We start from the raw sequence: 13318 nt of genomic DNA on the forward strand, positions 1-13318 counted from the left end.
GATGAATAAGAAAAGGTTTCGACTATTGGTTTTCTTAATGAGTGTGTCGCTCATTGGGATAATTTTAGTACAATTATACTGGATAAATACTTCTTTGAAAAAGAGCGAAGAAGAGTTTAAGCTTCACGTTCAGCAAGTTATAGGTCGTGTGGCAGAAATGATTAATGAAAAGGAGTATATTTCTTTTTACAGGCAATACTATAAAATTAGAGATAGTATTGGTAAAGAACCAGAAACAAAAACGCTCAAAGAGTTTTTCTTTATGGAGCGAAATAAGAAAACCAATGAAACTATTATTTATACAAGTTCGTTAGTTTCTCAAGATTATGGAATTAATGGTTCGTTCTTTGATAAAAACGCAGATACAATTAAAGTTGGTAACATTTTAACTAACAGAAAAACTGAAATTTACGCAGGAACTGCTTTAGATAATAGTTCAGTAGAGATGAACAGAAAACCAGATATTACTATTGAAAAATCGGGTAGTTTATCTTCTTTAGATAAAGCAAATTATCAATTGTTTTTTAGAGATATTGTTTCTCAAAGACCTATTCAGGATAGGATAAGTAGAGATGATTTAGATAAATATTTAACTAATGAGTTGCAAAAGTATCAAATTAGAACACCTTATGAATATGCAGTTTACAGTAATGGGTTAGCTACAAAAATTCGTTCAGATCGTTTTAAATATGATAAAAAATCTACTTATGGAATTCCTATTTTTCAAGATAATGAAGGAATGAGTCAGTATCAATTATTGGTTACATTTCCTCAAAAAAGCAAATTCTTTTTTTCTTCCATTTTAGGAATTACCTTGTTGTCTATTTTATTTACTTTAATTATTGTATTAACATTTTCAAGTGCTTTAAATCAGTTAATTACGCAAAAGCAAATTTCTGAAATAAAGACAGATTTTATTAACAATATGACACATGAGTTTAAAACACCTATTGCTACTATAAATTTAGCTTTAGATGCTATTAAAAATCCAAAAATTATTGATGATAAGGATAAAGTGCAACGTTACCTTCAAATGATTAAAGATGAAAATAAACGAATGCATGCTCAAGTGGAAAATGTATTGCGTATTTCAAAATTAGAAAAGAAAGAATTAGATATATCTAAAGAACCTACCGATGTTTTAGGAATTATAGATGATGCCGTTGAACATATTGGATTAATTGTTGAAGATAGAGAAGGACAGATTACAAAACATATAGATGCTAAACGCGCTACTATATTGTTAAATGAAGTTCATTTTACAAATGTATTGGTTAACATATTAGATAATGCAGTAAAATATTCTCCTGGTCCACCAGTTATAGATATATATGTTGAAAATATAAAAGATTATATAGTAATAAAAATAAAAGATCAAGGATCTGGAATGAGTAAAGTAGCTCAGAAGAGAGTTTTTGAGAAATTTTACAGAGAACATACTGGAGATTTACATAATGTAAAAGGTCATGGTTTAGGGTTAGCTTATGTAAAACAAATTGTAGATGATCATAATGGACAGATTTTTGTGGAAAGTGAAAAAGGAAAAGGAAGTGTGTTTATTTTAAAAATGCCCTTAATAAATTAAAGAAATATGGAAACAAGAAAAATTTTATTAGTTGAAGATGATCCCAATTTTGGTGCGATACTGAAAGATTATTTAATCATAAATGATTTTGATGTAACCTTAGCTAAAAATGGTATGGAAGGTTTTGAAAAGTTTAAGAAGGATATATACGACTTATGTATATTAGATGTAATGATGCCATACAAAGATGGTTATACTTTAGCTAGAGAAATTCGTGAGAAAAATCAGGAAGTACCTATCATTTTTTTAACGGCAAAAACATTAAAAGAAGATGTTTTAAAAGGATATAAAGTAGGAGCAGATGATTATTTAAATAAGCCATTTGATTCTGAAGTTTTATTGATGAAAATTAAAGCGATTATCCAAAGAAAAGCCTCTGAAGTAAAACCAGATAATACTAAGTTTGAATTTGAAATTGGAAAATTCCATTTAAACTCTAAATTACGCTTCTTGTCTTATCAAGGAGAAGAACCAATTAAATTATCTCCAAAAGAATGTGAGCTTTTAAAAATGCTTGCGCTTCATGAAAATGATTTAATGCCACGTGAATTAGCTTTAACGAAAATATGGAGAGATGATAATTATTTCACTTCTAGAAGTATGGACGTGTATATTGCTAAATTAAGAAAATACATGAAACGTGATGAAAATGTTGAAATTCTAAACATTCACGGTGAAGGATTTAGATTAGTGGTAAAAAAATAAAGTAGCTTTTATTTAAAAAAATACTATAAAAAAGCTTCGAAGACCTCGAAGCTTTTTCATTTTAATCTATTTTAACTTAAAATATCTCCTAATATATTAGAGGTTAAGGGTTTAGTAATGTAATCTTTGACCAAAAAATGATCTTTCGCTTTTGTAATATCTTCGTCTTCTCTAGAAGAGGACAACATGTATAATTTAATTGTAGTGGCTTGACTTTCAAATTCTTGCTGAAATTCTTCTAAAAAATCCCATCCACTTTTAATTGGCATAAAAATGTCTATAAAAATTACATCTGGAATCCAATTTGATTTATTTTCTCTAAGAAAAACAATGGCATCCATAACACTACTAACCGTTTTAACTTCTATAGGTGTATTGCTTTGTTCAATTAATTTTCTATTTAAGAAATTGGTTACTTGATCGTCATCTATTAAGAGTATTTTTTTTATCATATAGTCTTGGTTAAGGTTTTATTTAGTTTTGGTTTATATTAATATAAAATTAACATAAAATTTGTATTAAATTACCGTTAACTACTATATTTTAAACATAATTATTAACATTTATTTTTTTTGCGCCAAGTAATTTCTAAAGCATAAGCATTTTTATCCTCTTTTGAAATACTATAAACAGAATGATTTGTGTGGCTTTCTTTTTGAATTACTGCCACATCATCTAAGTTTAATTCTTTAATGAAATTAATATCTAGACTTTCTATTTCTTGGTTTAATAATCTTTTAGGATCTTCTAAATCTAGACACCATTCCATATATTTTACATTATTAACATGGTTTACCACATCTAAATCTGACACAACAACTTTTCTTTTTCCAATAATCGGAGTATCTGCATTAATAGTAACCTTTTTGGTAGAAGAAAGGGTAGCTTCTATATCAAATTTTTGAAAATGCTCATGTGGCAACGCTAGGACTTCAGGTCTTCTAGTTTGTGTATTAATTACTGCCCAAAAGGTTTCACAACCTACAATTTTTTCCTCATTCAGATACATTTCTAAACAACGAACAGAGCGTGAATTTTCTAAGGTTTTTACCCAAGTTTTAATAGTAACTACATCTCGCCATTGAGGAAGTTTTTTTATTTCCAAACGCATTCTACTCATTACCCATGCCTGATGAAAGGCTTGCATATCTGTAAAACTAATTCCGCCTAAATCAGCATGAAAACCAGCGGTTAATTGGAGTAAATTACATAAGTCTGTATATTTTAAATACCCATTAGGGTAACAATGTAAAAATGTGATTTCTTGTTGTTGTTCAAATATAGAGGTAAAATTGCTTGAAATAGGCATTTTATAATTGTAATTTTATGTAATTAATAATTTCTTGAATATTGGTTTTATAATCAAACCATTTGGCATTTTCAGTTCGTTTAAACCAAGTAATTTGTCTTTTGGCAAAACGACGCGTATTTTTTTTGATTTCTTCAACAGCAAAATCTAATGTTGTTTTCCCTTCTAAACAATCAAATAATTCACGATAGCCAACAGTTTGTAACGCATTTAAGCTTTTATAAGGTGCCAATTGCTGTACTTCATTTAATAAACCTTCTTGTAGCATCAAATCGACACGTGTATTGATTCGCTCATACATGATGGTTCTTTCGGCTTCTAAACCAATGATAATAGGTATAAAGTTTCTCGTATTTTTTCGTTTACCAATAAAACTCGAATAGGGTTTTCCACTTCCAAGACATACTTCTATAAAACGTTTCATTCTTTGTGGATTTTGTAAGGTTTGCGGATTATCTGTCAGTATTGCTTGATAGTAATTTGGATCTAAAGTTTGTAATTGTTCTTGTAAATACGAAATCCCTTCGATATCATACCTCGTATTAATTTGGTTGCGAACGGAAGCTTCAATATCTGGAAAAGAATCAAATCCTTTTAAAACAGCATCTACATACAAACCAGAACCACCTACCATTATTTGGACGGAATTCTTTTGAAAAAGAGTATCTAATTTAGCTAAGGCTTCTTCTTCAAAATCTCCTACAGAATAGGCTTCATGAATTGTTTTATTTTGTATAAAGTGATGTGTTGCGGCAGCTAGTTCTTCTGTATTGGGAACAGCTGTACCAATTCTCATTTCTTTAAAAAACTGACGGCTATCACAAGAAAGAATTTCACAATTAAAATAGTGCGCCAATTGAATACTCAATGCTGTTTTTCCAATGGCAGTAGGACCTATGATCGTAATGAGGTAGTTCAAAGTTCTAGATGTTTAGTTGTTCTAAATTTTTAATCTTGTTTTTTATTGTTTTATCCCAATTAGTATCGTTTGTTTCGATAATTATAGCTTTAAAATTAAATTTTTCGCTTTCTATTCTTACGCCTTCAGAATCATCGACATGAACATTAAAATCAAATGCTGGAGGATATTTTGAGCTTGTAATTCCTAATTGATTTAGTTTACATCTGTTTTCAAATTCGTTAACCACTTTTCCAATCTTTATTCCATAATACTTAAAAGTCATTCTAATTTTAATTTTTTTTCGATAAGATGAGGTATAAATATGAACTTTATGTCCTTGGTCTTGTAGAGAATGGATTAAATTAGGAGTTCCTTTTCTTATTTTTTCAATACCAATGTATTTGGCTAACCAATTTCTTTTCTCCGTCTTAAATTCGTCTGAGTAGGGAATTAAAGTATTGTCTAAATCAAAACTGATATTCATTATTAATCATCTAATAAATTATTGCCACATTGATAACAAAATTTAGCATTCTCTTGATGCCCTTCCGCACCGCAATCAGCACAAGGGTTTTTGTCAACGAGTGCCAATTTCTGATCTGCTTTGGCTAATTCAGCCGAAACAATTCCAGTAGGAACAGCAATAACACCATAACCTAAAATCATGACTAAGGAAGCTAAAAATTGTCCTAATGGCGTTACTGGTGAAATATCACCATAGCCTACAGTTGTTAAGGTTACTATCGTCCAATAAATACTAGTAGGTATGCTAGTAAAGCCATTTTCTCTACCTTCTACAACATACATGATAGAACCGATAAGTACTGTACTAATTAAAACAAAATAAATGAACACCAAAATTTTACCTTTACTGGCTAATAACGCATCTTTTAACTGCTGAGATTGCCCCGTAAATTGAGGATGATTTAATACTTTAAAAAGTCGTAATAAACGAAGTGAACGTACAATAGACAACACTCCTGAACCCACAAAAACTTGAGCCAAATACATCGGTAAAGTAGCGATAAGATCGATAATTCCGTAAAAGCTAAAAATGTATTTTAATGGTTTGTTAATAGATATGATGCGTAAAAAATACTCTATGGTAAAAAAAATCGTAATTCCCCATTCTAAAGTTATCCTCAGGTTATGGTATTTGGTTTCAAAGCTTTGTACCGTTTCCATCATGGTTAATAAAATACTGAGCAAAATGACACCTAATAAAATAAGATCAAAAGCTTTACCGGCTAAAGTATTGGTACCATAAATGACAATATATGTTTTCTTTCTAAATTGTTGAAAAGCACTTCTTTCTTTACTCATGATACAAATTTAAAAATTAAAAAGGAATCACTTTCATTACTTTGTGTTTTCTTAAATAACCTTGAATGATATTTTTAGAATCGCGATTATTCTGCATTGGAATGATAATTTTTTGCAAAATATCTAAATTAGTTACCTGATAATTTAAATCATAAAAACAGTACCCTTTTAAAATGCCATTTTCAATGACAATAGCACTTCTTTCATCATGTGATCTGCCTTTATCTATAATGACCATATTGTTCTTTGCAAAGGTGTTTTCGTCGATAAACTGGTTTACTCTTTTGTTGTATACTTCTGGAGTTTCTTTGTTAATACAAGCACCATAACATTGCTTAATATCATATTGAAAACAACTTTTTTTAGTGTCATATAACCCATTAATTTTTTGACAAAGATGATATTTCTCTGTAATTTTAAACAAAGCGTTTTTGCCTTCTTGTAATGTAGTAAAAGAAGTAATCTCTTTTTTACGTCCGTCTGCTTTTTGAACGGTAAGTTTAAGATACCCCTTTTCATTTTTTTCAGCATATAAAGCCCAACTGAACAGGGTTCTTCGCAATGCTCTGTTATAAATAGGTTTGTTGATTTTTATTTCTTCACTTTCTTTTAAAAGTGCAATCAATTCACTTCCAGTTTCTTCATAAGTTACGGTGTAAACGTCGCGTTGTATCTTTTTACTTTTTTGCGAAGTTCCCGTAAAATGTTGGTTAACTCTTTTCTTTATATTTTTACTTTTACCAATGTAAATGAGATTACCTTTTTCATTATGGATATAATAAATTCCGGTTTTAGAAGGTACTGCATCAACGATGTCTAGTAGTTTTGGTGATAAACCTGCTTTTATTTCCGTCTTTACAAAATTTGTAACGATTTCTTTTCCAGAATCTTTGGATAATAATAGCTTGAATAATTTTACGGTAGCCATAGCATCTCCGCTAGCTCTATGTCTGTCTGCAATAGGTATTCCTAACGAGCGTACTAATTTCCCTAAACTATAGGAAGGTTGTTCAGGAATAAGTTTTTTAGCTAATTCTACTGTACATAAAGTTGGTTTTTTAAAGGTATAACCTAGTCTTCTAAATTCGGTACTTAAAATTCGGTAATCAAATGAAGCGTTATGTGCCACAATAATACACCCTTCTGTAATTTCTATAATACGTTTGGCTACTTCATAAAATTTAGGAGCAGAACGTAACATAGCATTATTTATACCTGTTAATTTTACTACAAAAGGTTGAATGGGTTTTTCAGGGTTAACTAAGCTGATAAATTGGTCAATTACTTCATGTCCATCATATTTGTAAATGGCTATTTCAGTAATACCTTCTTCGTTGTATTGCCCACCAGTAGTTTCTATGTCGAGTATTGCGTACATTTTCAATCTCAATGCCAATCTCAATGTCAATACCAATTAAAAAAACAATGGTTAAAAATTGAATTTTGAAATTGATATTGTAATTGCTATTGAAAAATTATTTTTTATTTAGTATCATTTTTGAAGCAATTGCAATTAATTCTTCTATTTTAGTTAGCAATAAGCTTCTAGTTTTTTTATCTCCTTCATGTATGTAATTTAATATTTTTAATGAGTTTCTAGATTCTTTTAGCTCTTTCACAACTAAACCTACTTTAAAAATAAAATCTTTATCACTTATTGTTCCTTGTGCTTCACCAAAATTTAAAGATGAACTTCCAGAAGATCTAATTAACTGATTTTTATAATATTCATTTTCATAAGATTTATTTAAATTTCTTGTAAATAAAATACATTTTCCAGCAAAACGAACAAGTCTGTCTTCAAAATTGAATATTTTCTCACTAAAAATAGTATTTTCTTCCATATTTCTATATTCTTGGTCTTTTGAATTTATAATTTATTGATTTTTGTAATTGCAATTGACATTGAATCAATTTCGATTTCCAAATATACTACTTCCTATTCTAACCATAGTGCTTCCACACGAAATGGCCAATTCATAATCACCAGACATTCCCATTGAAAGTGTTTTTATGTTACAATTTTTTGTAGCTACATTTTTATACGTATCAAATAGTGACTTTAAATGCTGAAATTCTTTTCTTATTTGTTTTTGATTTTCTGTAAAAGTTGCCATTCCCATTAAACCTACAATTTTTATGTTCTCATACTTGTCATGCTGAACTTGTTTTAGCATCTCATCTAATTCCTTTTCATCTAGTCCGAACTTCGTTTCTTCTTCCGCTATATGCATTTGTAATAAACAGGGAATAACGCGATTGTTTTTTGCCGCTTGTTTGTTAATTTCTTGTAGTAGTTTTAAGCTATCAACACCATGAATCAAACTCACAAAAGGAGCCATATATTTCACTTTATTGGTTTGAACATGGCCAATCATATGCCATTCAATATCTTTTGGCATTTGCTCATATTTTTCAGTCATTTCTTGAATTTTGTTTTCACCAAAAATACGTTGGCCAGCTTGGTAAGCTTCCATCAAATCTGAAACAGGTTTGGTTTTGGAAACCGCCACAAGTGTCACTTGTTGAGGAATCGTTTTTTTTATGTTGTTAAGATTAGTTGCTATGGTCATTTGTTTTTGTTTTTTAAGTACAGATTTGATAAATTTCTTAAATTTATGTTCCTCTATTCATATCAATTATAATCATAATTCATACACAATCAAACCACTTCTAAATTTTGGTTCGATATAAGTGCTTTTTGGGGGCATAATTAAATTATGATTTGCCAATGTTTTTATTTCTGAAATATCAGAAGGGTAGAGCATAAATCCTACTTCAAAATCCCCTTCATCAATCACTTGTTTAATAGTTGTAATGGATTGCTTTCCAGGAATATACTCTATTCGTTCATCATTACGCAAATCTCCAATTCCTAAAATAGGGTGTAAAACCGTATTGTATAAAATTTGAGCATCTAAAGTATTCAAAATCGAAATTTCTGTATTTTCTTGTAGGGGATGTTTATAAAATAATGCATAAAAATTGCCGTCCAAATACATACCAAACTCAAATTTATTTTCAGGTTTCCAAAGTTCTTGTTCTTTAGATTTTACAATGAAATGTTCCTCTAATAAAATTAAAAAATCTTCTTTAGAATGCTCATTTAAATCTCGAATAATACGATTAAATTCATAAATCTTTACATTGCTTTCGGCAATTAAAAAGCTCATAAAATACTCTAAATTTACTTGCCCTGTTTTTTTATCTTGTTCATATAGCATTTCTGCTGAAGCTGAACGATGATGCCCATCTGCAATATACAAATTAGGAATGTTTTCAAAATGTTCTTGTAACCAATCGATATCACTTTGTGTATCTATTTTCCAAAGTGTATGCTTTTCTTTAGTTGTTGTAGTAAAAGCATAAATGGGTTCGCTTTGCTTTTTTAACAATAACCATGTATTAATTTCAGTACTATCTGGATAGGTTATTAAAACAGGTTCAGTGTTAAATTGTGTTTGATGTAAATAATCTTTAAATAATTCTACACGATATTGTAAGGTGTCTTCGTGTTTTTTGATTACATCTTTTTGATAATCTTCAACAGAAGTTCCTGCAATTATACCTGTAAATGTTTGACTTTTTGTCTGAATTTCATACACATAAAAAACAGCTTTTTCTTCTTGAATAAAGATGCCTTCGTTTTTGAAATCTTTATATTTCAGAGCTACTCCTTTAAAGCGTTTGTCCCAACTAATTTTTTGCGAATGCGCATAAGCAGGATTGATAACATGCAAAAACGAATACGGATTGAAATTAAGCCAAGCCGCTAACTCGGCCGGACTATAATCGTCATAATTTCTGCAAGTAACCAATCCTATTTTATCTGGAGCAGGTCGTACCGCTTTAAAAGGAATTATTTTTGACATTTTGAGTGATTAGTAATTAGTGATTAGTAACTAGTTTTTCAATAGTCACTAATCACCATTCACTTTATTTACTAAATTGTTTTGAAACTTTTTCTGCTTTTTTAACTTCAGCATAATCGTAGAAGCCTTCACCCGATTTTATACCTAATTTACCTGCCATAACCATATTTACTAATAATGGACATGGTGCATATTTTGGGTTTTTAAAGCCATCATACATAACATTTAAAATAGAAAGACAAACATCTAACCCTATGAAATCGGCTAATTGTAGAGGACCCATTGGATGTGCCATTCCCAATTTCATTACGGTATCAATTTCTGCTACACCAGCAACACCATTGTATAAAGTTTCGATAGCTTCATTAATCATTGGCATTAAGATACGATTGGCAACAAAACCAGGGTAATCATTCACTTCTGTTGGTGTTTTGCCTAGTTTTTCTGATAAATCCATGATAATTTTGGTCACTTCATCTGAGGTATTGTATCCTCTGATAATTTCAACTAATTTCATGATTGGTACAGGGTTCATAAAGTGCATTCCAATAACACGTTCGGGATGTACTACTTGTGCTGCAATTTGTGTAATAGAGATAGAAGAAGTATTGGTTGCTAAAATCACATTATGATCACAAATATCACTTAACTGTTTGAAGATTTTTAATTTTAAATCTACATTTTCTGTGGCAGCTTCTACCACTAAATCACAACCCACAACACCATCTTTAGTGTCTGTATACGTAATAATATTGCTTATCGTTTTTATTTTATCGTCTTCAGAAATGCTACCTTTGGCAACCATTCTATCTAAGTTTTTAGCGATTGTAGTCATGCCTCTTTCTATTGCGGCTTCTGAGATATCGATTAATTTTACTGTAAATCCAGATTGTGCAAAAGTATGAGCAATTCCGTTGCCCATAGTTCCTGCACCTATTACTGCTATTTGTTTCATTTTTACTAATTGAGTTTTGATAGTTATTTATTGAAAAAATATTAAATGGTATATAATAGTACTAAAGTTATTTCTAAATGATGTGATGCATTCAACATAAAAAAAATAGGAATATAGAAGTAGAAAAAGAAATAAATTCATCCAAATAAAAATTTTAAATTTATCCAAATTTACTTTTAATAAAAAAAGTAAAGTACTAACTACTATAGTAATTAAGCCAATTGAAAAAATCACATCTGTAACAAAATTATCTAATGAAAATAAAGTAATAATTAGAACATAAATAATGAGATTTAAAATACTAATAAGTGCTTTATTTTTTATTGTATTCATTATTTGTTCTCCATGGATTCAATAATCATGTAAGCTACACGTAAAGCTTCTGTACCATCTGCTAAGGTTACAATTGGCGTTGTATTATTGTTAATTGCATCTGCAAAAGTCTCTAATTCTTCTAAAATGGCATTGTTAGCATTTACTTTAGGATTATCAAAATAGATTTGTTTTTTTATCCCTTCCGCATTTTGTAAAATCATATCAAAATCACCTGGTACTTCTGGTGCATCTTTCATTTTAACTACTTCACATATTTTCTCCAAATAGTCTACAGAAATGTAAGCGTCTTTTTGAAAAAATCGAGATTTTCGCATATTCTTCATTGAAATTCTACTGGAAGTCACATTGGCTACACAACCATTTTCAAATTCAATTCTGGCATTGGCAATGTCAGGCGAATCAGAAATAACAGCTACACCACTTGCGTTGACCGATTTTACTTTGGATTGTACCACACTTAAAATAGCGTCTATATCATGAATCATTAAGTCTAAAACCACAGGAACATCAGTTCCTCTTGGATTAAATTCTGCTAATCGATGTGTTTCAATAAACATCGGATGTTGTATTTTATCTTTTACAGCTTTAAATGCTGGATTAAATCGTTCTACATGTCCTACCTGTCCTTTGACATTGTGTTTTTGGGCTAAAGCCATAATTTTTTCGGCTTCTTCTATAGTATTTGAAATTGGTTTTTCTAGGAAAACATGTTTACCAGATTCTATAGCTACTACTGCACAATCATAGTGGGAAAGGGTAGGGGTAACAATATCTACAACATCTACAGCGTTGATTAGGCTTTCAATAGAGTCAAACTTTTTATAACCAAATTCAGCAGCTACTTTTTTAGCATTTTCTTCAAATGGATCATAAAAGCCAACTAGTTCATATTTTGAGGATTGATGTAATAAACGTAAATGTATTTTTCCTAAGTGACCCGCACCTAGAACGCCAACTTTCAACATAATAAAGTATTTTCAACAAAAATACATATTTGTTTGAAGTTTTTAGGATGCAACTTGGATTTTTTTTGAAGTTTATGGCTTGTTTTTTGTCTTTTTTACTGCTATTTTTACCAAAAACTAACAGCCTATACATTGAAAGATACACCCAAACATCAAGGACTTAGAAATCAACTTGCTAGATTATTAGAGCAAAAAGGAATTACAGATAAAAATGTGTTAGATGCTATAAAAAAAATTCCTCGTCACCTCTTTTTAAATTCAAGTTTTGAAGATTTTGCGTATCAAGATAAAGCATTTCCTATAGCAGCAGGACAAACTATTTCTCAACCTTATACTGTTGCGTTTCAAAGTCAATTATTAGAGGTTAAGAAAGAACATAAAATTTTAGAAATTGGAACTGGAAGTGGTTATCAAACGGCAGTTTTGTGTACTATGGGGGCTAAAGTGTATACCATAGAAAGGCAAAATGAGCTTTTTAAAATAACGTCGTTATTGTTGCCAAAATTAGGGATACGACCAAAGCATATTTCTTTTGGAGATGGTTATAAAGGATTGCATCAATATGCCCCTTTTGATAGTATTATTGTGACAGCGGGTGCACCATTTATTCCTCCTGCTTTGATGGCACAATTAAAAATAGGTGGTAAATTAGTTATTCCCTTAGGAGAAGAACATCAAATTATGACCATGTTAGTCAGAAAAAATGAATCCCAATTTGAAAAACACGAGTTTGGTGAATTTCGTTTTGTACCTCTTTTAGAAGATAAAAATTAATATGATTTTTTAATACGATCTAAATCTCTTTTGGTATCTCTTTCTTTCATTGTTTCTCTTTTGTCATAGTTTTTCTTACCACGACATAGAGCAATGTCCAACTTAGCCAAGCCTTTTTCATTTGTAAATAAACGTAAAGGGATAATGGTTAACCCTTTATTATCGCTATCTTTTTGTAATTTCTTTAATTCTTTTCTATTCAGTAATAGTTTGCGTTCACTTTTGGCTCTGTGGTTATAATGTGTGCCAAAAAGATATTCTTCTATGGTAGAGTTAATTACAAAAAGTTCGTTATTATGAAATTCACAAAAACTTTCTGCAATAGAAGCTTTTCCTAAACGAATAGATTTTATTTCGGTACCAGTTAGAACAATACCTGCCGTATATCTATCGATAATTTCGTAATCGAATTTGGCTCTTTTATTGAGTATGTTAATCGTTTTTTGCATTGGATTGCAAATGTAATTTAAAATATTAGAATTTGAAATTTTTATAAAAAATATTGTTTTGGATATTTAAGTGTGTAATATTTAAAAAAAAATATTTAAAATTATTATTTTGGTATTTTTTTACATAAAAAATTTATAAATTCG

General features: G+C 29.8%; 15 protein-coding genes. 3 read left to right on the forward strand and 12 right to left on the reverse strand.

Going from position 1 to position 13318, the window contains the following annotated elements:
- Position 1: 1 nt before the first annotated feature.
- Positions 2 to 1585 (forward strand): sensor histidine kinase KdpD, encoded by a 1584-nt coding sequence (locus CX675_RS07100; protein ID WP_130734530.1) that lies wholly within the window; start codon positions 2 to 4, stop codon positions 1583 to 1585.
- Between the two features lie 6 nt (positions 1586 to 1591).
- The gene (locus tag CX675_RS07105; protein WP_130734531.1) at positions 1592 to 2290 is read left to right on the forward strand and encodes a response regulator transcription factor; all 699 of its coding nucleotides are present in this window, start codon (positions 1592 to 1594) and stop codon (positions 2288 to 2290) included.
- A 71-nt stretch (positions 2291 to 2361) separates the two neighbouring features.
- Here the strand turns inward: CX675_RS07105 and CX675_RS07110 are convergent, their stop codons facing one another.
- The 11 genes from CX675_RS07110 to CX675_RS07160 form a co-directional block, all read right to left on the reverse strand.
- Complete coding sequence (locus tag CX675_RS07110) at positions 2362 to 2742, reverse strand: response regulator (RefSeq protein ID WP_130734532.1); 381 nt, start codon at positions 2740 to 2742, stop codon at positions 2362 to 2364.
- Between the two features lie 104 nt (positions 2743 to 2846).
- Positions 2847 to 3599: an acyl-[acyl-carrier-protein] thioesterase gene (locus tag CX675_RS07115; RefSeq protein ID WP_130734533.1), complete on the reverse strand. Its 753-nt coding sequence runs from the start codon at positions 3597 to 3599 to the stop codon at positions 2847 to 2849.
- A 1-nt stretch (position 3600) separates the two neighbouring features.
- On the reverse strand, positions 3601 to 4518 hold the full coding sequence (gene miaA, locus CX675_RS07120) for a tRNA (adenosine(37)-N6)-dimethylallyltransferase MiaA (protein ID WP_130734534.1): 918 nt from the start codon (positions 4516 to 4518) through the stop codon (positions 3601 to 3603).
- Positions 4519 to 4522: 4 nt separating this feature from the next.
- Entirely contained in the window at positions 4523 to 4984 is a 462-nt protein-coding gene (locus CX675_RS07125; RefSeq protein WP_130734535.1) for an HAD family hydrolase, read from the reverse strand.
- Positions 4985 to 4986: 2 nt separating this feature from the next.
- The gene (locus CX675_RS07130; protein WP_130734536.1) at positions 4987 to 5823 is read right to left on the reverse strand and encodes an ion transporter; all 837 of its coding nucleotides are present in this window, start codon (positions 5821 to 5823) and stop codon (positions 4987 to 4989) included.
- 16 nt (positions 5824 to 5839) lie between these two features.
- Positions 5840 to 7201, reverse strand: a complete 1362-nt coding sequence (locus CX675_RS07135; RefSeq protein ID WP_130734537.1) for an exonuclease domain-containing protein — start codon at positions 7199 to 7201, stop codon at positions 5840 to 5842.
- Positions 7202 to 7298: 97 nt separating this feature from the next.
- The gene (locus CX675_RS07140) at positions 7299 to 7667 is read right to left on the reverse strand and encodes a four helix bundle protein (RefSeq protein ID WP_130734538.1); all 369 of its coding nucleotides are present in this window, start codon (positions 7665 to 7667) and stop codon (positions 7299 to 7301) included.
- A 66-nt stretch (positions 7668 to 7733) separates the two neighbouring features.
- On the reverse strand, positions 7734 to 8396 hold the full coding sequence (locus CX675_RS07145) for a YggS family pyridoxal phosphate-dependent enzyme (RefSeq protein ID WP_130734539.1): 663 nt from the start codon (positions 8394 to 8396) through the stop codon (positions 7734 to 7736).
- Between the two features lie 72 nt (positions 8397 to 8468).
- Positions 8469 to 9695 (reverse strand): DUF1015 domain-containing protein, encoded by a 1227-nt coding sequence (locus tag CX675_RS07150; protein WP_130734540.1) that lies wholly within the window; start codon positions 9693 to 9695, stop codon positions 8469 to 8471.
- Positions 9696 to 9759: 64 nt separating this feature from the next.
- On the reverse strand, positions 9760 to 10650 hold the full coding sequence (locus tag CX675_RS07155; RefSeq protein ID WP_130734541.1) for a 3-hydroxyacyl-CoA dehydrogenase family protein: 891 nt from the start codon (positions 10648 to 10650) through the stop codon (positions 9760 to 9762).
- Positions 10651 to 10982: 332 nt separating this feature from the next.
- A complete protein-coding gene (locus CX675_RS07160) occupies positions 10983 to 11951 on the reverse strand; it encodes a Gfo/Idh/MocA family protein (protein ID WP_130734542.1) in 969 nt (322 codons plus the stop codon).
- Between the two features lie 132 nt (positions 11952 to 12083).
- Between CX675_RS07160 and CX675_RS07165 the strand changes: the two genes are divergently transcribed.
- Complete coding sequence (locus tag CX675_RS07165; protein WP_130734543.1) at positions 12084 to 12725, forward strand: protein-L-isoaspartate(D-aspartate) O-methyltransferase; 642 nt, start codon at positions 12084 to 12086, stop codon at positions 12723 to 12725.
- Here the strand turns inward: CX675_RS07165 and smpB are convergent.
- Complete coding sequence (smpB, locus tag CX675_RS07170; RefSeq protein ID WP_130734544.1) at positions 12722 to 13174, reverse strand: SsrA-binding protein SmpB; 453 nt, start codon at positions 13172 to 13174, stop codon at positions 12722 to 12724. The two genes, CX675_RS07165 and smpB, sit on opposite strands and share 4 nt — an antisense overlap.
- Positions 13175 to 13318: the final 144 nt, after the last annotated feature.

Origin of the sequence: Flavobacterium sp. J27 (genome assembly GCF_004303025.1) — a bacterium.
Lineage (GTDB): Bacteria > Bacteroidota > Bacteroidia > Flavobacteriales > Flavobacteriaceae > Flavobacterium.